16 protein-coding genes are annotated in these 18,966 nt (G+C 68.8%); 12 read left to right on the forward strand and 4 right to left on the reverse strand.

Going from position 1 to position 18,966, the window contains the following annotated elements; all coding sequences use genetic code 11:
• Positions 1–95: 95 nt before the first annotated feature.
• The 3 genes from IAE58_RS04795 (at position 96) to IAE58_RS04805 (ending at position 3,457) form a co-directional block, all read left to right on the forward strand.
• Positions 96–1,580, forward strand: coding sequence for an AAA family ATPase (locus IAE58_RS04795; protein WP_199932797.1), 1,485 nt, complete (start codon positions 96–98; stop codon positions 1,578–1,580).
• 286 nt (positions 1,581–1,866) lie between these two features.
• On the forward strand, positions 1,867–2,403 hold the full coding sequence (locus IAE58_RS04800; protein ID WP_108747973.1) for a GNAT family N-acetyltransferase: 537 nt from the start codon (positions 1,867–1,869) through the stop codon (positions 2,401–2,403).
• A gap of 46 nt (positions 2,404–2,449) precedes the next feature.
• Complete coding sequence (locus IAE58_RS04805) at positions 2,450–3,457, forward strand: DUF4272 domain-containing protein (protein WP_199932796.1); 1,008 nt, start codon at positions 2,450–2,452, stop codon at positions 3,455–3,457.
• A gap of 44 nt (positions 3,458–3,501) precedes the next feature.
• On the opposite strand, the gene IAE58_RS04810 is transcribed toward IAE58_RS04805, so the two are convergent.
• Positions 3,502–4,158 (reverse strand): DUF480 domain-containing protein, encoded by a 657-nt coding sequence (locus tag IAE58_RS04810; protein WP_199932795.1) that lies wholly within the window; start codon positions 4,156–4,158, stop codon positions 3,502–3,504.
• Positions 4,159–4,260: 102 nt separating this feature from the next.
• Here IAE58_RS04810 and IAE58_RS04815 point away from each other — a divergent pair, with 102 nt between their 5' ends.
• The 5 genes from IAE58_RS04815 to plsB all read left to right on the forward strand — a co-directional run bounded on the left by IAE58_RS04815 (position 4,261) and on the right by plsB (position 10,850).
• Positions 4,261–5,184 carry a 5'-nucleotidase, lipoprotein e(P4) family gene (locus tag IAE58_RS04815; RefSeq protein ID WP_108751735.1) on the forward strand — a complete coding sequence of 308 codons (924 nt, stop codon included), beginning with the start codon at positions 4,261–4,263 and terminating at the stop codon, positions 5,182–5,184.
• Positions 5,181–5,906, forward strand: coding sequence for an orotidine-5'-phosphate decarboxylase (gene pyrF, locus IAE58_RS04820; protein WP_199932794.1), 726 nt, complete (start codon positions 5,181–5,183; stop codon positions 5,904–5,906). The genes IAE58_RS04815 and pyrF overlap by 4 nt, the downstream gene beginning before the upstream one ends.
• 215 nt (positions 5,907–6,121) lie before the next feature.
• A complete protein-coding gene (locus IAE58_RS04825) occupies positions 6,122–6,937 on the forward strand; it encodes a serine protease (RefSeq protein ID WP_199932793.1) in 816 nt (271 codons plus the stop codon).
• Positions 6,938–7,254: 317 nt separating this feature from the next.
• Positions 7,255–8,214, forward strand: coding sequence for a hypothetical protein (locus IAE58_RS04830; protein ID WP_199932792.1), 960 nt, complete (start codon positions 7,255–7,257; stop codon positions 8,212–8,214).
• Positions 8,214–10,850: a glycerol-3-phosphate 1-O-acyltransferase PlsB gene (gene plsB, locus IAE58_RS04835; RefSeq protein WP_199932791.1), complete on the forward strand. Its 2,637-nt coding sequence runs from the start codon at positions 8,214–8,216 to the stop codon at positions 10,848–10,850. Before IAE58_RS04830 ends, plsB begins: the two co-directional genes overlap by 1 nt.
• 136 nt (positions 10,851–10,986) lie before the next feature.
• Here plsB and IAE58_RS04840 read toward each other — a convergent pair whose 3' ends face one another.
• Complete coding sequence (locus IAE58_RS04840) at positions 10,987–11,190, reverse strand: YdcH family protein (RefSeq protein ID WP_199932790.1); 204 nt, start codon at positions 11,188–11,190, stop codon at positions 10,987–10,989.
• A 91-nt stretch (positions 11,191–11,281) separates the two neighbouring features.
• Here IAE58_RS04840 and ttcA point away from each other — a divergent pair, with 91 nt between their 5' ends.
• The 3 genes from ttcA to IAE58_RS04855 are packed head-to-tail and all read left to right on the forward strand — an operon-like array spanning position 11,282 to position 13,953.
• Entirely contained in the window at positions 11,282–12,169 is an 888-nt protein-coding gene (gene ttcA / locus IAE58_RS04845; RefSeq protein WP_199932789.1) for a tRNA 2-thiocytidine(32) synthetase TtcA, read from the forward strand.
• A gap of 39 nt (positions 12,170–12,208) precedes the next feature.
• Positions 12,209–13,114, forward strand: a complete 906-nt coding sequence (locus IAE58_RS04850) for a recombination-associated protein RdgC (protein ID WP_108747982.1) — start codon at positions 12,209–12,211, stop codon at positions 13,112–13,114.
• A gap of 59 nt (positions 13,115–13,173) precedes the next feature.
• Positions 13,174–13,953, forward strand: a complete 780-nt coding sequence (locus tag IAE58_RS04855; protein WP_108760841.1) for a SprT family zinc-dependent metalloprotease — start codon at positions 13,174–13,176, stop codon at positions 13,951–13,953.
• A 60-nt stretch (positions 13,954–14,013) separates the two neighbouring features.
• Here IAE58_RS04855 and IAE58_RS04860 read toward each other — a convergent pair whose 3' ends face one another.
• Positions 14,014–14,883, reverse strand: coding sequence for a methylglyoxal synthase (locus IAE58_RS04860; RefSeq protein ID WP_199932788.1), 870 nt, complete (start codon positions 14,881–14,883; stop codon positions 14,014–14,016).
• A 165-nt stretch (positions 14,884–15,048) separates the two neighbouring features.
• Here IAE58_RS04860 and IAE58_RS04865 point away from each other — a divergent pair, with 165 nt between their 5' ends.
• Positions 15,049–17,511, forward strand: a complete 2,463-nt coding sequence (locus tag IAE58_RS04865) for a response regulator (protein WP_325166830.1) — start codon at positions 15,049–15,051, stop codon at positions 17,509–17,511.
• Here IAE58_RS04865 and IAE58_RS04870 read toward each other — a convergent pair.
• Complete coding sequence (locus tag IAE58_RS04870; RefSeq protein ID WP_199932787.1) at positions 17,497–18,942, reverse strand: FAD-dependent oxidoreductase; 1,446 nt, start codon at positions 18,940–18,942, stop codon at positions 17,497–17,499. The two genes, IAE58_RS04865 and IAE58_RS04870, sit on opposite strands and share 15 nt — an antisense overlap.
• Between the last annotated feature and the right edge of the window lie 24 nt (positions 18,943–18,966).

Below are 18,966 nucleotides of genomic sequence, written 5' to 3' on the forward strand. Positions count from 1 at the left end.
CCGAGCGTACACCGGCGCCCGTGACGGAAGGTAGCGCTGTGCTGAACCCCGGCCCGGCCTTTGCTATCGTGGCGCCCCCGAAGGATCGAACCCGCATGAGCGAACTGCAGGACCTGAGCGCGCTGATCCGCGCCAACACGCCCCTGATCGTGATCGAGACCCAGGATGAGGGTCGCATCGTCGAACTGTTCCGGCAGACGCTGATGCATGTCTGGCGTGCCCTGCACCGCTGGTCCATCACCGAGGGCCTGCGCCGCATCGACCTGGAACGCGAGGACGAGGCGGTGGGGCCGCCGGATGCCAGTGCGGCGCTGCAGATGATCCGCCAGGCCGAACAGCGCGGCATCTACCTGCTGCTCGATTTCCACCCCTACCTGGGCTATGCCAGCCACCAGCGGGCGTTGCGCGACCTGATCCAGCGCCGCCACAGCCAGCCGCACGTGCTGGTGCTGATCGGCGCGAAAGTGGAACTGCCGGCCGAGCTGGAAGCCCTGGCGGTGCGCTTCAACCCGCGCCTGCCCGACGCCAACGCGCTGCTGAAGATGCTGCGCGAGGAGGCCGACGCCTACGCCCGCGAACACGGCGGCCGCCGCGTGGAAGTGGACAGCGAGGCGGTGAAGAAGATCCTGAAGAACCTGCAGGGGCTGAGTCTGGTCGATGCCCGGCGCATTGCCCGGCAGCTGATCTATGCCGACGGCGCGCTGCGCGACGACGACCTGCCGCAGCTGGCGCGACTGAAGTTCGAGCTGCTGAACCGCAGCGGCCACCTGTTCTTCGAACACGACAGTGCGCGCTTCGGCGAGGTGGCTGGTGCCAACCGGCTCAAGCGCTGGATCAACCAGCGCCGGGTGGCCTTCATTGCCGGGTCTGCGCCGGCCGGCCTGGACCCGCCGCGCGGCATGCTGCTGCTGGGCGTGCAGGGCTGTGGCAAATCGATGCTGGCCAAGGCCACCGCCGCCGGCTTCGGCGTGCCGCTGCTGCGCCTGGACGTGGGCGCGCTGTACAACAAGTACCACGGCGAAACCGAGGCCAACCTGCGCCAGGCGCTGGCCTCGGCCGAGCAGCTGGCGCCGTGCGTGCTGTGGATGGATGAAATCGAGAAGGGCCTGGCCAGTGGCGGCGAGGACGGCGGCGTGTCGCGCCGCGTGCTGGGCTACCTGCTGACCTGGATGGCCGAGCGCAAGGCCCCGGTGTTCATCGTGGCCACCGCCAACCAGGTGCATGAACTGCCGGCCGAGCTGCTGCGCAAGGGCCGTTTCGACGAGATCTTCTTTGTCGACCTGCCCGCGCCGGATGTGCGCGTGGAACTGCTGCGCCTGCACCTGGGCCGACGCCAGTTGAATCCCGATGATTTCGCGTTGCCGGCGCTGGCCGCGGCCGCGAACGGGTTCTCGGGTGCCGAGATCGAGCAGGCGATCGTGGCCGGCCTGTATTCGGCCCATGCCGAGGGCCGTCCGCTGGATACCGAGCTGCTGATGACCGAACTGCGGGCCACGCGCCCGCTGTCGGTGCTGATGGCCGAACAGGTGGCGGCATTGCGCGAATGGGCGTCGGGTCGGACGGTGTCTGCGGACGACTGAAGGTTATCGGCCAACGGCGCAGCCCCTCGTGGCTGGCGGTGGGTAAAGTCGAGTGTTAGTCGACTGCAACAGCCGTGCTTGGCCGGGCGGGTTGGGTTCGCGGGGGACGCCGTGAATCCTTCCCTGGGGGCTTAGCCGCGCCATCCATGGCGCGGATACCCCCGCGAACCCGCCCCGACCGGCCTCTGACAGATTCCGGGCGCGTCCTGCCACGGCAATGCAAAGAAAATCAAAACCCACAGCAGGGCGCTGAGGCAGAATCGGGTTTTCGGATTGAGACCTGCGCATGCACCCCATCGAAAGCGAACGCCTGCGCCTGCGCGCCCTCGAGCCGGATCGCGATGCGGCGCCGATGCTGGCGCTGCTCAACGATCCCGGCTTCCTGCGCTTCATCGGTGACCGCAACGTGCGCAGTGAGGAACAGGCGCGCGAGTACATCGCGCTGCGGGTGCTGCACAGCTATGCGTTGAACGGGTTCGGCATGTACGCCATCGAGCGGCTGTCCGATGGCGCCTGGCTGGGCAATGCCGGTCTGGTGCGGCGCGATGGCCTGCCGGGGCCGGATATCGGCTATGCGGTGCTGGCGGCGTTCGGCGGCCAGGGCTATGCCAGCGAGGCAGCGCGGGCGGTGTTCGCACATGCGCGTGCGGAGCTGGGCATCGAGGATCTGTACGGCATCACCGACCTGGACAACGTGGCCTCCGGGCGCATCCTGCTGGGCCTGGGCATGCAGGAACGCGGGGTGATCCAGCTGCCGGGCGTGGACGCGGCCAGCCGCTTGTATGCCACACCGGGCGCTGCGGCGGTTCAACAGCCAGCATGAGCCAGTGGAGTAAGGTGCAGGTCTGTTTTCCTGCACGGATGCTCCGATGCTGATCAACGCGTACTCCACCCTCGGCCACGTACTGGCACCGCCACCACAGGCTGACGCTGCCAACGTCCGTGGTCTTGATGACCCCGCACTGGCGCCGCACCTGGGCGGCTTCGTCAACTACGTGCTGGGCCATGGCGACGGCCAGATGACCGCCGCGCGCTATCACCTGATGCGGCACGTGCAGCGCGTGCGCCAGCACTACCTGTTCGAGCTGGCCGAAGCCGATCTTGGGGCGCTGCAGCCTTGGCTGCTCCAGGCCAACGCGGTGTGCTTCCTGGAAGATGGCAGCGTCCGCGATCCGGCCGGCAAGGTGCTGTTGGGTGACGCGCTCGATCCGCAGGCGCAGGTGCCCTATCCAGTCGACGCCGAGCAGCGCCGGGCGCGCAGCCAGCAGCAGCTGCAGGCCCACGCGCTGCATGCCCCGCCGTCATTGCCACCCGTGGTGGGCGCGGCCGAGGCACAGCTGCGCGCGCCTGCCCAGGTCTGGGCCAGAGCGCAGGCGCTGCTGGCGTGTGCGCTGCGCGCCGAGGCGCTGCAGGCCGGTGACCCACCGTTGAGCCTGGCCGAGTTGGCCGAGCGCCTGCCGGCCCTGCCCGAGGCCTTGAGCCCGGCCGAGGCCGCCTTCATCGAGCACGGGGACGCCGAGGCTGCTCTGCCGTTCGGCTGGCGCTACGAGAGCCTGGCCGTGCTGCTGTGGGCGCTGGGCCTGTCCGAGGTGTTGCCGTGGCCGCAGGCGACCTGTGCCGTGCCGGATGTGGTGGGCGCCTTGCTGCAGAAGGCTGACAGTGGCAGCGAACCTGCAACCCTGCGCGACACCGCCGAGCTGCTGGATGCGCTGGATCTGCACTACCGCCTGCATTGGGCTGCGCGCGAGGCCCAGCGCCAGGGTGCACCGATGCCCGGTGCGCTGGAGGGCGGTGTGATCTACGAGCGCCACTACGCGCTGAACTGGTTGTTCTGCTTTGAACAGGCCGACTGGGACGACGTGGATACGCCGACCTGAGTCTGCAGGGCGAGGGCGGTCAGGCCGCCCCCGCCGGAACCCACTCAGCCGCGCAGTTCTGCCAGCTGCGCCTGCAGTTCTGCCACGGTGGCTTCCAGCTGCTCCACCCGGGCCAGCAGGTCCGGGTCGGCGCCGGCGGGACTGCCGCCACCGCCGCTGCTGGCGTACTTCGCGGCCAGCGCCGCGCCGTCCACCTCACCGCACAGCAGGTGCATGTAGCGGTCTTCGCGCTGGCCGCTGGCGCGCGGCAGGACCAGCAGCAGGCCACGCTGCTGCAGGCGTTCGATGGCATGCCGGGCCTCGTCGGTGTCGGCGAAACGGTGCAGGCGCTCGCTGCGCGTCACCAGTTCACCCAGGGTCTGCGGCCCGCGCAACAGCAGCATTGCCAGCAACACGGTCTGCTGGCGGGTCAGGTCCAGCGCGGCCTGCAGGCGGTGCTCGTAGCGGTCGGCGCGCGAAGAGAAGTGCTGGCGGGCCAGGCCCAGCGTCTCCAGCTGGCGCAGGGCGTGCTGCACGCTGCCGGCATCGACGTTCATCACCGGCTCGCGGGCGGTCTTCTGGTTGGCCGCCGACTGCGCAGCATTCACTGTCAGCGGATAGGTGTCCGGCGTGGTCGCCTCCTTCTCCACCAGGCAGCCCAGCAGGCGGGCCTGGACGGCGTCGAGCAGGGGAACGTCGGGGGTCGGGGCGGAATCGGTCATGGCAGCCTGCAGCACGCAACGGGTGAACCGGGAAGCATAACGGCCCCGGTGGCGTCTTTGCCGGTAAAATGGGCCGGTATATCTGAATGCCGGTGAATCCTGATGCGTCGTCCCGTTGCCCTGTCCCTGAGCCTGCTCGCCACTGCGGCGCTCGGCCTGTCCGCCTGCAAGCGCGTGGATGCGCCCGCCGCTGAAGCCGCCGCCCCGGAGGCTGCGGCCGCCACTGCCAAGGCAGAAGGCGCGCCCGATGCCACCGCCAACGACAACCTCAATGCGGTGCTGTGGATGCAGCGTGCGCAGGAATACAAGGCGATCACCGAGCAGACCTACCGCGCCGCCGCCGACCACCTGGACGTGGCGTTGAAGGAAGCCCATTGGGACGCCCTGGTGCCGGAAGAGCGCGGCAACGATGCCAAGGGCCTGAAGCCGGCGGTGGTGCTCGACCTGGATGAAACCGTGCTGGACAACTCGCCCTACCAGGCGCGCCTGGTGCGCGATGGCAAGGAATACGACGAGCTGAGCTGGGACCAGTGGGTGGCCGAAAAGAAGGCCAAGGCCATTCCCGGCGTTGTCGATTTCGCCAAGGCCGCCAACGCCAAGGGCGTGACCCTGCTGTACATCTCCAACCGCGCCGTGCACCTGAAGGACGCGACCCTGGCCAACCTGCGCGAGCAGGGCCTGCCGGTGGCCGATGACAGCGTGTTCCTGGGCCTGGGCACCGTGGTGGAAGGCTGCGAGCAGGCCGGCAGCGAGAAGAACTGCCGCCGCCGCCTGGCCGGGCAGAAGTACCGCGTGCTGATGCAGTTCGGCGACCAGCTGGGCGATTTCGTCGAAGTGACCGCCAACACCAACGAAGGCCGTGACGCGCTGCTGCAGCAGTACCACGACTGGTTCGGCGAGCGCTGGTGGATGCTGCCGAACCCGACCTACGGCGGTTTCGAGCCGGCCCAGTTCAACAACGATTACAGCCAGTCGCGCCAGGCCCGCCATGATGCCAAGCGCGCCGCGCTGGACTACGCACCGTGAGCCGCGCACCCCTGCCGCTGCGCGCTGACGAGCGCCTGATCTTCGCCCTGGACGTGCCCGACCGCGTGCAGGCGCTGGAGTGGGTGGACCGCTTGGGCGACAGCGTGGCGTTCTACAAGATCGGCATGGAACTGCTGGCCTCCGGCGAGTACTTCCAGGTGCTCGACGAACTGGCCCGCCGCGACAAGCGCGTGTTCGTCGACCTGAAGTTCTTCGATATTCCGGCCACCGCCGCTGCGGTGATCAAGCGCCTGTCGCAGTGGCCGGTCAGCTACGCCACCATCCACGGTTGGCACCCGGCCATGATGGAAGCCTGCGCGGCCGCCAACAGCAGCGACATGCGCCTGCTGGCGGTGACCGTGCTGACCTCGATGGGCCGTGCGGACCTGGCGCAGATGGGTATCGACCGCGAACCGGTGGACGTGGTGGTCGAGCGCGCGCTGGCCGCCCAGGCAGCCGGCATCGACGGGGTGATCGCCTCAGGCCAGGAAGCCGGTCCGATCCGCGCCGCCACCGGTGCCGGGTTCTCGATCGTCTGCCCGGGCATCCGTCCTGGTGGCCCGGTCGGTGATGACCAGAAGCGCACGGTGGGCGTGGCCCAGGCCTTCGCCGACGGCGCCGACGCCATCGTGGTCGGCCGCCCGATCCGGCTGGCGGCCAATCCGCAGGCAGCCGCACGTGCCATCCAGCAGGAAATCGTGGCGGCTCTGGCTGCCCGCTGAGCCTGCCGGCGACCTGACGCACGGCCGCACCCCGAACGCCATCCCACCCACCGTGGGATGGCGTTCGCAGTTGCGCGGATGAGCCTGTCGCAAGCATCCCCAGCGGCGAAAACTGTGCGCGGGTCGGCGCAACGGCGCGCTCCTGTGCTTCCCAATCGGTGAACCGGCATGGCCTCTGCCTGCCGGCCCACTCACGATGAAGGGAGTACACCTACATGGATCGCAATACCCTGTTCCTGCTGGCCGGCCTGCTCGCCGCGTCCAGCACCGCCAGCGCAGCGCCGGCGCCACGCGAAACGCCGCGCATCATCGGCGGCGAAAGCGCCCAGCCGGGCCAGTACCCGTTCATGGTCAGCCTGCAGGGGCTGTCCTACGGCGATACCGACTACGACCGTCACTTCTGCGGCGGCACGCTGATCTCACCGTCCTGGGTCCTGACCGCCGCCCATTGCGTGCAGGGCGCACAGCCGGCTGCGCTGGCGGTGCTGGGCGGCGCCACGGCGCTGTCCACCGAAGCCAGCCCGCGGCCCTCGAACGTGCGCGCCCTGCACGTGCACCCGGCGTTCAACAGCGGCAGCGCGCTGGAACACGACGTGGCCCTGATCCAGCTGGACGCGCCGCTGGCCGACGCCGAGCCCGTGCAGTTGCGGCTGCGCCCGGATGCCAGCTACCTCAAGCCCGGCCGCGATTTCACCGTAATCGGCTGGGGCACCACCGAAAGCGGCGCCGATGCCTTCCCCACCCACCTGCAGACCGTGCAGGTGCCGTTCGTGCCCTTCGCCGAGTGCCAGCAGGCCTACGCCGGCGAGCTGTCGCGCGGCAAGGTCATCTGTGCCGGCCGCGAAGGCATGGACAGCTGCCAGGGCGATTCCGGCGGGCCGTTGCTGCTGCGCCTGCGCGAAGGCTGGACCCAGTTCGGCATCGTCAGCTGGGGCGAGGGCTGCGCGCTGGCCGGCTATCCCGGCATTTATGCCCGAATCGCCGAAAAACATGCCGTGGATTTCATCGAAGCGGTGTGGCAGAAGGATTGAGTCAATAAAATCAATTATTTAACTTGTGTTACATGAAGTATTGCCTGAGCTTGAAGGTCGGCGTAGCATCGCCGCCATCCGGCTTCGTGCCGGAACTGTGCGACACCTTGTCCTCCGGCCTTGTGCCGGCTTGAAGAGCCTGCGATCCCCGTGATCCGGGCTCTTTTTTTTGTGTGCCTGCGCAGTGGGGTCAGCGCCCTTCTGCCGGGCCGCAGAAGGGATCCGACCCCGGGCTGTGCGGGAAACCGTGACCGTGCGGCTTGCCGCTGTCACCTCGCAGGCCGCAAGATGCGGACCGGTCCGGGGAGTCCGAATGCATGAGCGTGGCAAGGGCAGTGCAAACAAGGTCTGCGCGTTACGGGGGGCTGTTGGCCGTGCTGCTGCTGGCGGTGGCCGCCTGCCGCCAGTCCAGCCCAGATGCCGTCGCGCCTGCCGCTGAGCCGGTCGCTGCAGTACAGGCCATGGCCCAGCGCCTGGCCGAAGATGATCTGGTGGGCTACGCCAGGCTGGCCGTACCGCCCAGCCAGTACCAGCGGCTGCAGCAGGCCTGGGACGAAGGCCACAGCCAGTGGCCGCTGACCGAACTGCCGCTGGGTGACCAGTTGCTGCCGATGCTGTCGGCCCTGCGCGAACCCGAAGCCGGCAGCCGCCTGCAGCGCAGCTTCGACCGCCAGCTGGCCGGCCAGGCCAGCGCGGTGCGCCAGGCCGCGCAGTCGATGGGCAACTTCGGGGTGCAGTACCTGCAGCACCAGAAGGGCTACACGCCCAGCCAGCAGGCGCACTACGTGCAACTGGTGCAGACCCTGGCCCTGTGGGCGCAGGGCGCTCCGATCAGCGACCGTGCGCGCGCGCGCAGCACCATCAGCGCGCTGGTCGGTGCCGCCGGCAAGGTCGGCTTCGGCGATGAAGAGGGCCTGCGTGCGGCCGGCATGGAAGGCAGCCTGCAGCAGCTGGCGCCGTTCATCCACACCCTGAAGGCCGTGCTGGCCAGCTACGGGCTGGGCGTGGACGAAGCGCTGCGCAGCCTGCAGGGTGAGCTGTTGTCGGTACAGGGCGACAACGCCCTCGTCCGCATGACCTACGAACTGGCCGGCAGCACCCTGACCCTGCAGTTGCCGCTCAGCCGTCGCGAAGGCCACTGGTACCTGACCCGTACCCTGGCCGATACCGACGCCCTGCTGCGCCAGGCCGATGCCGCGCGCGCGGCCGCCGCACCGGCACCCCCAGCGGCCCCGGACGCGGCCGGGGAAGCGGCAACACCGCCGCCTAAGCCATAATGGCGCCGATGTCGAAACAGAACCCGCTGCCGTTCCCCGGCGAAGAATCCCAGACGACGCCCGCCGATGCAGTGCCGGCGTCCCCCTCGACCGGCACCGGCCCCAACCCGGTACCGCCGCCTGCGGCTGCGCGTGCCGCGGGCCGCCGCCCGTTGTGGGCGCGGCTGCTGGGCCGGCTGGTGGAACCGTGGCTGTCGCTGAAGATCGAACCGGAAGACCCGGGCCAGTACAACGACGGCCGCCCGGTGGTCTACGTGCTGGAAGACTACGGCCTGTCCAACGCGCTGATCCTGGACAAGGCCTGCCGCCAGGCCGGTCTGCCGTCGCCGCTGGTGCCGCTGGCCGGTGACCCCACCGGCCGCAAGCGCGCCTACCTGGCGCTGTCGCGGCGCAGCTCCAGCAATTCGCTCATTCCCGAGCAGCGCGGCGCCAAGACCCATTCCGATTCGCTGGCCAAGGTGCTGCAGGCGCACCGCGTGCGCGACGATCTGGACGTGCACCTGGTGCCGGTCTCGATCTTCGTCGGCCGCGCGCCGGACAAGCAGAGCGGCTGGTTCGCGGTGCTGTTCTCGGAAAACTGGGCGCTGGTCGGCCGCTTCCGCCGCCTGCTGGGCCTGCTGCTGAACGGCCGCAGCACCATCGTGCGCTTCGCCCCGCCGATCTCGCTGCGTTCCACCGTTGACGAGGGCCTGGAGCCCGAGCGCACGGTGCGCAAGCTGCAGCGCGTGCTGCGTACCCACTTCCGCCGCATCCGTGAATCGGTGATCGGCCCGGATCTTTCCACCCGCCGCCTGCTGGTGGACCAGGTGCTGGCCGCCGAACCGGTGCGCGAGGCCATCGCAGCCCAGGCCAAGCGCGACAACTCCAAGCCCGCCGAGGCCTGGAAGAAGGCGCATGCCTACGCCTGGGAAATCGCCGCGGACTATTCCAGCCCGGTTGTGCGCTCGGCCAGTTTCATGCTCAGCCACGTGTGGAACCGCATCTACGCCGGCGTGCTGGTGCACCACCTGGACAAGTTCAAGGCCGCCGCGCCAGGCCACGAAGTGGTGTACGTGCCCAGCCACCGCAGCCACATGGACTACCTGCTGCTGTCCTACCTGCTGTACGACCGTGGCATCGTGCCGCCGCACATCGTGGCCGGCATCAACCTGAACCTGCCGGTGGTCGGCACCCTGCTGCGCAAGGGCGGCGCGTTCTTCATCCGCCGTTCGATCCGCGGCAACGCGCTGTATTCGGCAGTGCTGAGTGAATACGTGGCGCAGCTGGTCGCCGGCGGCTATTCCATCGAGTACTTCGTCGAAGGTGGCCGCTCGCGTACCGGGCGCCTGCTGCAGCCCAAGGGCGGCATGATTTCGATGACCCTGCGCGCGTTCCTGCGTCAGCCGCGCAAGCCGGTGCTGTTCCAGCCGGTCTACATCGGCTATGAAAAGCTGATGGAAGGCGGCAGCTACCTGGATGAACTGTCCGGGCGGCCGAAGGAAAAGGAATCGATCTGGCAGCTGCTGTGGGGCATCCCGAAGGTGCTGAAGCAGAACTACGGCCAGGTGGTGGTGAACTTCGGCGAACCCATCGCGCTGAACGACGTGCTGGCTGAAAAGGCGCCGGAGTGGAAGGGCGAGGCCGTCTCGGAAGACGAGAAGCCGAGCTGGCTGTCCAGCACCGTCGATACCCTGGCCGAGCGCATCCAAGTGCGCATCAACGGCGCCGCCGACGTCAACCCGATCAACCTGCTGGCGCTGGCGCTGCTGTCCACGCCCAAGCACGCGATGGGCGAGGCCGACCTGATCGCGCAGATCGAGCTGTGCAAGACCCTGCTGGTCGAGATGCCGTATTCGGACCGGGTGACGGTGACCCCGCACTCGCCGGAGCGCATCATCGCCCACGCCGAGGAAATCAACGTCCTGACACGCATCAAGCACCCGCTGGGTGACGTGCTCAGTGTCAGCGGCGACACCGCGGTGCTGCTCAGCTACTTCCGCAACAACGTGCTGCACCTGTTCACCGCGTCCTCGTGGGTGGCCTGCTGCTTCCAGAACAACCGCCGCATGAGCCGCACCGGCCTGGTGCAGCTGGGCCGCACGGTGTACCCGTTCCTGCAGGCCGAGCTGTTCCTGCCCTGGAGCGAAGATGAATTCGCCCAGCGCATCGAGCAGACCATCGACGTGTTCGTGCGCGAAGGCCTGCTGCAGAACATCAATGACGATGACGGCGGCATCCTGGCGCGCAACACCGGACAGACCGACGAGGTCTTCCGCCTGCGCGCGATCGGCCATTCCCTGCAGCAGGCGTTCGAGCGCTACTACATCACCATTTCGGTGCTGGTGAAGAACGGCCCGGGCGTGCTCGGTACCGCGGAACTGGAAAGCCTGTGCCAGCAGGCGGCGCAGCGCCTGAGCCTGCTGTACGCCCCGGCCGCGCCCGAGTTCTTCGACAAGACCCTGTTCCGCGGCTTCATCCAGAAGCTGCGCGAGCTGCGCCTGGTCTGGCCGGATGAGAACAGCAAGCTGGTGTTCGACCAGCGGCTGGATGCCTGGGCCAAGGACGCCAAGTTCATCCTGGGCCGCGAGCTGCGCCACACCATTGAGCGGGTCAGCCCGGAAGCGGCGCGCCCGGACGAGCCGACCCCGCAAGCCTGACGGCAGCGCCGGGCCATGCCCGGCGGGAATGGGTAGGTGCGGACCTTGGTCCGCACATTTTCCGCCCGAGCCAACCAAGGTTGGCACCTACCAGGGCAGCAGGCCAACCGAGGATGGCACCTACCCGAACGGGCCGTTACGCCGGTTCGTCGGGAATCTGCAGGCTTTCCAGCTTGGCGATGCAGTCCTTCAACTGCAGCTTGCGCCGCTTCAGGCGCTTGGATTCCAGTTCGTCCTCGCCATTGGCCGCCATGCGGCTGATCTGTTCATCCAGCACGCGGTGTTCGGCGCGCAGAGCGACCAGGCGTTCGACGATCTCGGCGGGGCTGTAGGTGTCCACAGTCTGCGAGCATACACAGCGATGATGACGACCGGGAGAGGGGAATTCCGACCCCCGGTCGGGGCGGCCGCAAGCCGTTAGAATGGAGCGCATGAGTGCTGTGATCTCCCTTCCCGACCCGGTGCCGCGCGCGGTGCGCGATGCGCGCGCGGGCGCGGGCGGGCATGACGCACTGGAACGGCGCCTGCGCCGCCAGGTCGGCCAGGCCATCGCCGATTTCGGCATGATCGGCGCCGGCGACAAGGTCATGGTCTGCCTGTCCGGCGGCAAGGACAGCTACACCCTGCTGCACCTGCTGCTGCAGCTGCAGAAGAAGGCACCGGTGCCGTTCGAACTGGTGGCGGTGAACCTGGACCAGAAGCAGCCGGGCTTCCCCGAACACGTGCTGCCGCAGTACCTGGCCAGCCTGGGGGTGGCGTACCAGATCATCGAACAGGACACCTATTCGGTGGTCAGCCGGGTCATTCCCGAAGGCCGCACGATGTGTTCGCTGTGCTCGCGCCTGCGCCGCGGCGCGCTGTACGCCCATGCCGAACGGCACGGCTTCACCCGCATCGCGCTGGGCCACCACCGCGATGACATGGTGGCCACCTTCTTCATGAACCTGTTCCACCACGCCAAGCTATCCGGCATGCCGCCGAAGCTGCGCAGCGACGATGGCCGCCACGTGGTGATCCGCCCGCTGGCCTACGTGCGCGAGCACGACATTGCCGCCTACGCACAGGCACGCCAGTTCCCGATCATTCCCTGCAACCTGTGCGGCAGCCAGGAAAACCTGCAGCGCCGCCAGGTGGGCCTGATGCTGAAGCAGTGGGACATCGACCACCCCGGCCGCGTCGACCAGATCGCACGGGCCATGGGCCAGGTGCATCCCTCGCAGCTGGCCGACCCCGCATTGTTTGATTTCATGGCGTTGGACCGTGGCAGTGCACCGCCACCGCCCGATGACCACACACCCGCACAGATATCCGCTGCCTGAGCGGAATCGTCCCTTTTTCCTCTTGCCTTCCGGAATTCCATGTTCTTTCGCAACCTGACGTTCTTCCGCTTCCCGACCGCCACTGATTTTTCCGAAGTCGATACCCTGTTGCCGCACGCCCTGCTCAAGCCGGTGGGCGCGCTGGAAATGAACTCGCGTGGCTTCATCTCGCCGTTTGGCCGCGAGGAGAAGGAACAGCTGTCGCACCGCATCGCCGACCACCTGTGGCTGACCGTGGGTGGCGAAGACAAGATCCTGCCGGCGGCGGTGGTGAACGATCTGCTGGAGCGCAAGCTGGAAGAGATCGAAGAGAAGGAAGGCCGCCGCCCGGGTGGTCGCGAGCGCAAGCGCATGAAGGACGACCTGCTGCACGAACTGCTGCCGCGCGCCTTTGTGAAGTCCTCGCGCAATGACGCGTTCATCGACCTGCAGCACGGCTACGTGGTCGTGGATACGTCCAGCCGCAAGACCGGCGAATACTTCATGTCCGACATCCGCGGCCTGCTGGGCAGCTTCCCGGCCATGCCGCTGAACGCCGAAGTGGCGCCGCGCTCGATCCTGACCGGCTGGATTGCCGGCGAACCGCTGCCCACCGGCCTGAGCCTGGGCGAAGAGTGCGAGATGAAGGACCCGGTGGAAGGCGGCGCGGTGGTGAAGTGCCAGCACCAGGAACTGCGCTGCGACGAGATCGACAAGCACCTGGATGCCGGCAAGCAGGTCACCAAGCTGGCGCTGATCTTCGAAGACAACCTGTCCTTCGTGATCGGCGACGATCTGATCGTGCGCAAGCTGAAGTTCCTCGACGGTGCCCTTGACCAGCTGGAGCACGCAGACGAAGACGGCCGCCGCGCCGAGTTCGACGCCCGCTTCGCCCTGCAGAGCGCCGAGATCCGCCGCCTGTTCCTGCTGCTGGAAGAGGCCTTCAAGCTCAGCAAGGCTGACTGAACAGGCACCCCGTCGGCCGCCGGTCATCCGGCGGCCGCGCACGGCGCTATGCTGGACACATGAGCCGCCTGCTGCGCCGCCTGATCGGCACGACCCCGCCCGCCACCGTGCAGCGCGATACCGTGCGCCTGCGCCTGGAAGATGCCGAGATCGAGGTGCTGCGCGTGCGCGACCCGCGCGCCCGCCGCATCAAGCTGAGCGTGGACGAGCGTGGCGCGCGCCTGACCCTGCCGCCGCGCGCCAGCCTGGTGATGGGTGAGCGCTTCTTGGAACAGCACCGCGACTGGTTGGCGCTGCAACTGCGCGTCTACCAGGACAACGGCCTGCCGGCGCCGCTGCAGCCGGGTGAGCCCGGCGAGCTGCCGCTGCGCGGCGAGCTGCTGCCGGTGCGCTGGCAGGAAGGCCGCTACGCCCGGCTGGAGATCGACGAACACGGCGCCTGCGTGCAGTGGCCGACCCGTGCCGGCGATGCCACGCTGCGGCGCCTGCTGCGCGAGTTCTACGAGGCCCAGACCCGCGCCGATGTCGGCCGCTGGCTGCCGAAGTACCTGCCGGGCCTGCCGCGCGCGCCCAGCCGCGTGCGGCTGAAGGTGATGTCCTCGCAATGGGGCTCGCTGGCCCCCGATGGCAGCATGGCGCTGGACCTGGCGCTGGTGCTGGGCCGGCCGGCGGCGTTCGAGTACGTGCTGGTGCACGAGCTCTGCCACCTGATCCAGGCCAACCACTCGCCGGCGTTCTGGCAGGAAGTGGAACAGCGCTTCCCGGCCTGGCGCGAGCAGCGCGATTACTTCCAGCTGGAAGGCCGCCGGTTGAAGGCCATGCTGCGCCAGCTGCTGTAGCGTCGAGCTTGCTCGACGGCTCTTGGTTAAAGCATCGCGCTCAGTCGAGCAAGCTCGACTCTACGGGGCTGTGCGCCTTGCGGCTGCGGTCGCCCAACGGGCGGCCACCTGCGGTGCGGTGATGCACACCGCCTGGTCGGTCACGGTGGTGACGGCGCGCTCCAGCAGCTGGATGTCGGCTTCGTGCTGGCGTGCCACGTGCGGGTCCTCGAAGAAGATCGCGCGCTGGCACAGACCCTCCAGTACCCGGTCGGCAATCTGCGCATCACCGCCCATCGGCCCGCTCTGGTAGCGGGTCACCCAGGGCGTATCCGATGGCCAGCCGCGGCTCCACGCCAGCTCGTTCAAGCGCTGGCCGGTGGTGCCGGTGGCCACCCGCTCGCCGAACCGTGCCAGCACATCGAAGTGCGCATCGGCGAAGGCGAGCATGGCCGGCTTCATCGCATCGTGGGCAATCAGCGCCAGCGTCTGCTGGCCGAAGGCATGCAGGTCATCGGCGCCCGGGTCGGCGGCCAGACCGGCATGCACGCGTTCCACTTCCACCCAGTCGCGCGCCGTGGCCACCGTGGAAATGAAGGGCTTGCCGTGGATCACGCACTGCCGCTTCAAGGCGGTGGCTTCGGGAAACACCGAGGACGGATCGACCGGATCGATCAGGTAGATGGCGCCATCCAGCACGCGATCGCCGCCCATGCCGACCACTTCCGCCACCAGCTTCATCAGTCCACCCTGGCGACCGTACGGATAGCGGCGCAGGCCTTCGTAACTGGCCAGGAAGCCATGCCGCTCGATCGCATCGTGGGTGCGGCCCACCGCATGCAGCGACACGCCCAGCTGGCGCAGGCCCGCTTCGCTGGCGCGCAACCAGCGGAACAGCGCCGCACGGGGATCATGGTGGTGCAGACGGTTGGCGGCCAGGCCGATGCGCATCATGGATTCCAGCAGATGGTAGAAGCGGCAGTGTATGTCGTGATTGGCGCGCTAGAGCGGCTTTTGCAAGTTTCCTCATTGTTGTGCCGACCCGAGTCGCTAGCGTGACGGCAGGGCACCGAGCAGTTTCGCTGCCTGCTTGCCCGCGCCAGAGAGGATGCCAACGTGATCGTTGCCGGCCGTGCGGCCCGGGCCATGCTGGCCATGCTGGCCGCGATGCCCGCCGCCTACGCCAAGGACGCGTGCCAGGGGCCTTGGTCAGTGGCCTATCCGACCGATCGTCCGCCCCTGTCGATGGTGCATCAGGGCCAGCCCGCCGGCGTGCTGGCCACGTATCTGCAGGCCCTGCAGCAGCACGATCCCAGCATGCAGGCCAGGCCGGTGCCGGCCGCCGCGCTGTCCGCAGGCCAGCTGCCCGCCGGTACCCAGGCCATCCTGGGCTGGCCGCGTGCGCAGGTGCCGGCGGGATGGGTCAGCAGCCACAGCTACCTGCAGGTGCCGCAGGTGATCGTGCGCCTGCGTGGCGCGCGTCCGGTCCTGGGGCTGGGCGACCTGCAGGGCGCTACGGTCGCCAGCCCCGAACGGCAACCGCTGGCCCGGCACCTGCACGAACAAGCCCCGTATGCCCTGCTGCTGCCCCCCGCGCCGGTGGACAAGGCCTTCGATCTGCTGGTGGAAGGGCGCGTGGATGCGGTGGTGGTGAACCTGGCCGAAGCCAGCGCTGCACTGCAGTTCTACGGCGATGTGCTGCGGGTGGCTGCACCGGCCGGCTTCAGCGATGCGCTGGTCATGGCCACCGTGCCCGAATGCGCAGCGCGGCTGGCCCGCCATGCACCGCTGCTGCAGGAACCGTCGCCTGCCGCGCAGGCCGAGGCGCTGGCGCGCTGGACGCCGTTGCAGGCCCAGGCGCGGTCGCCGCCGCAGCGTGCGCTGCGCTGGCTGGTACCGACGCTGCTGGCTGCAATGGCCTTGGCGCTGGTGCACGCCTACGGGTTCTGGCGCCTGCACCGCGAGGGGTTGCAACGGCAGCGGCTGGAACAGCGTCTGCTGGATGTCACCGCCAGCCTGCCTGCGGTGGTGTTCCGCGCCCGACGCAGCAGCAGCGGCGTGTACAGCGTGCCGCACATTGCCGGCGATGTGCATGCCTTGTTCGGGGTCAGCGTGGATACCGCGCGCATCGATCATGCGCAGCTGATGGCCGCCGTGCATCCGGATGACCGTGCGCGGGTGCTGGCACATGTCGATGCCGCCGCCCTGGTGCGTGGCCCGATCGATGTCAGCTTCCGCAGCCGCGGCCGGCATGGTTGGCGTTGGGTGCGTTCGCGTGCGCAGCCGGTGGCCGTGCATGGCGAGCAGACCGGCGACATGGAATGGACCGGCTACTGGATGGACGTGACCGACGCCCACGACCGGGCGCGTGCCTTGGAGGATGCACGCCAGGAGGCCGAACAGGGCGCGCTGGCCAAGACCCATTTCCTGGCCACGATGAGCCACCAGATCCGCACGCCGATGAGCACCCTGCTGGGTCTGCTGGAACAACTGGGCAGCACCGCGCTTGATAGTCGCCAGCAGCAGGCGCTGTGCAGCCTGGACGAGGCCGCCACGATGCTGCGGCAGATCCTGGATGACGTGCTGGACAGCCAGCGCCTGCAGCCGCAAGCGGCGGCGCTGGCGCCCCAGCCCACCGACCTGCGCGCCCTGCTGCTGGGCGTGCAGCGGCTGCTGGCGCCGCTGGCCGCCAGCAAGGGCCTGTACCTGCGCTGCGAAGTGGATCCTGCCCTGCAGCCCGGTTCGTGGGTGGATGCACTGCGCCTGCGCCAGATCCTGATGAATCTTGTCGGCAACGCGCTGAAGTTCACCCTGCACGGTGGCGTGGAACTGCACGTGCAGGTGCTGCCGCAGACATCGCCGCAGCAGGGCGATGGCCAGCATGTGCGGCTGCAGGTGGCCGACACCGGGGTTGGCATCAGCCCCGCTCGGCAGCGGGCGGTGTTCAATGCCTATACCCAGGCCGAAGCGTCCACCACGCGCCGGTTCGGCGGCAGCGGTCTGGGCCTGGCGATCTGCCACGAGCTGGCTGCCACCATGGGCGGCCAGCTGCAACTGCGCAGCCGCGTGGGGCAGGGCAGCACGCTGTGGCTGGACCTGTGGCTGCCGGCCTGCGTGCCGCCCGCCGCACTACCGGTACCGGCGCGCCCGGGGCCGTCGCAGCGGCTGCCCAGCGTCGATGTGCTGGTGGCCGAGGACCATCCCACCAACCGCCAGCTGTTGGTGAACCGTCTACGCGGTCATGGGCTGCGGGTGCAGGCCGTGGCCGATGGTGCGCAGGCCTGGAAGGCCTGGCAGGCGCAGTCGTTCGCGCTGGTCGTCACCGACTGCCAGATGCCGGGCATGGATGGTTTCGCGCTGGCCCGCGCGATCCGTGCCGACCCGCGCCCGGGTGCGGCGCGGGTGCCGATCATCGCGCTCAGTGCCAGCGTGCTGGCCAGTACCCGCCAGGCCTGCCACGACGCCGGCATGGACCGCTTCCTGGCCAAGCCGGTGGCGGCGCACGACCTGCACGCGGCCGTGGCCGACCTGCTGGCCACGCCGCTTCAGCCGGGCACGACGGTCTCAGCTGGCCAGTAGCCGCACAATGCTGGCGGCCGCATCGCGCCCTTCGGCCACGGCGGTCACCACCAGGTCGGCACCGCGCACCGCGTCGCCACCGGCGAACAGGCGCGGGTGCGCCGTCTGGTACGGCAGGCGCTGCTTGCCACCGGCGACAATGCGGCCATTGCCCTGGCTTTCCACGCCGTGTTCTGCCAGCCACGGGGGCAGCGTGGGCGAGAAGCCGAAGGCGATGATCACCACGTCGGCCTCCAGCAGCGATTCGCTGCCGTCGATCGGCACCGCGTTCTGGCGGCCATTGGCATCGGGTTCGCCCAGGCGGGTTTCGACCACGGTCACGCCGATCACTTCATCGTCGGCACCGGCTTCGATCGACAGCGGCTGGCGGTTGAACAGGAAGCGCACGCCCTCCTCGCGCGCATTGGCCACTTCGCGCGCGCTGCCCGGCATGTTCGCTTCATCTCGACGGTAGGCACAGGTGACCTTGGCCGCGCCCAGGCGCACGGCACTGCGCACGCAGTCCATGCCGGTATCGCCGCCGCCCAGCACGACCACGCGCTTGCCGTTCAGGTCGGGCAGGGCAATGGTGTCTTCCCAGCCGGCGATCGGCCGGCCCTTGGGGTCATCGCCGCTGACAATGCGGCTGTTCTGCACCAGGAACGGCAGCGCCGGCAGCACGCCCTTCAGGTCCTGGCCGACCAGGCCGCCGTCGGTGTAGCGGTACGCACCGGTGCCGACGAACACCGCGTCATGGCTGTCCAGCAGCTGCTGCATGCTGATGTCGCGGCCGATCTCCACGCCCAGCCGGAACTGCACGCCCATGCCCTCCAGCACTTCGCGACGGCGGTGGATCACATCCTTGTCCAGCTTGAAGCTGGGAATACCGAACTGCAGCAGGCCACCAATCTGCTCGTAGCGGTCATAGACCACCGCGGCAATGCCGGCGCGGGCCAGGCGGTCGGCGCAGGCCAGGCCGGCCGGACCGGCGCCGATCACCGCCACGCTGTGGCCGGTGGGCTGCACCGCTTCCAGATCGGGGCGCCAGCCGGTGGCCAGCGCGGTATCGACGATGTACTTCTCGACCGCGCCAATGGTGACCGCGCCGAATTCCTCCAGCGTGCAGCTGCCTTCGCACAGGCGGTCCTGCGGGCACACCCGGCCACACACTTCCGGCAGCGGGTTGGTGCTGTGGCACAGCGTGGCCGCTTCGTGGATGCGGTTTTCCTGCACCAGCTGCAGCCACTGCGGAATGGCGTTGTGCACCGGGCACTTCCAGCTGCAGTACGGGTTGCCACAGTCCAGGCAGCGGCCGGCCTGGTACTGGGCGTCTTCCTTGCCGAATTTTCCGTACAGCTCACCCCAGTCGCCGGAGGTGCGCAGTTCCACGGGAATGCGCTGCGGCATGGTGCGGGGCAGGTCGAGGAACTGGAAAGCGTGCTTGCGGCTCATGATCGTCTCGGCAGTGCAGTGCGC

Origin of the sequence: Stenotrophomonas sp. S49, assembly GCF_016624905.1 — a bacterium.
Lineage (GTDB): Bacteria > Pseudomonadota > Gammaproteobacteria > Xanthomonadales > Xanthomonadaceae > Stenotrophomonas.

Coding starts and splice junctions, on each gene's coding strand:
- IAE58_RS04795 (WP_199932797.1), top strand. CDS start 96: ATGAGCGAACTGCAGGACCTGAGCGCGCTGATCCGCGCCAACACGCCC.
- IAE58_RS04800 (WP_108747973.1), top strand. CDS start 1,867: ATGCACCCCATCGAAAGCGAACGCCTGCGCCTGCGCGCCCTCGAGCCG.
- IAE58_RS04805 (WP_199932796.1), top strand. CDS start 2,450: ATGCTGATCAACGCGTACTCCACCCTCGGCCACGTACTGGCACCGCCA.
- IAE58_RS04810 (WP_199932795.1), bottom strand. CDS start 4,158: ATGACCGATTCCGCCCCGACCCCCGACGTTCCCCTGCTCGACGCCGTC.
- IAE58_RS04815 (WP_108751735.1), top strand. CDS start 4,261: ATGCGTCGTCCCGTTGCCCTGTCCCTGAGCCTGCTCGCCACTGCGGCG.
- IAE58_RS04825 (WP_199932793.1), top strand. CDS start 6,122: ATGGATCGCAATACCCTGTTCCTGCTGGCCGGCCTGCTCGCCGCGTCC.
- IAE58_RS04830 (WP_199932792.1), top strand. CDS start 7,255: ATGAGCGTGGCAAGGGCAGTGCAAACAAGGTCTGCGCGTTACGGGGGG.
- plsB (WP_199932791.1), top strand. CDS start 8,214: ATGGCGCCGATGTCGAAACAGAACCCGCTGCCGTTCCCCGGCGAAGAA.
- ttcA (WP_199932789.1), top strand. CDS start 11,282: ATGAGTGCTGTGATCTCCCTTCCCGACCCGGTGCCGCGCGCGGTGCGC.
- IAE58_RS04850 (WP_108747982.1), top strand. CDS start 12,209: ATGTTCTTTCGCAACCTGACGTTCTTCCGCTTCCCGACCGCCACTGAT.
- IAE58_RS04855 (WP_108760841.1), top strand. CDS start 13,174: ATGAGCCGCCTGCTGCGCCGCCTGATCGGCACGACCCCGCCCGCCACC.
- IAE58_RS04860 (WP_199932788.1), bottom strand. CDS start 14,883: ATGCGCATCGGCCTGGCCGCCAACCGTCTGCACCACCATGATCCCCGT.
- IAE58_RS04870 (WP_199932787.1), bottom strand. CDS start 18,942: ATGAGCCGCAAGCACGCTTTCCAGTTCCTCGACCTGCCCCGCACCATG.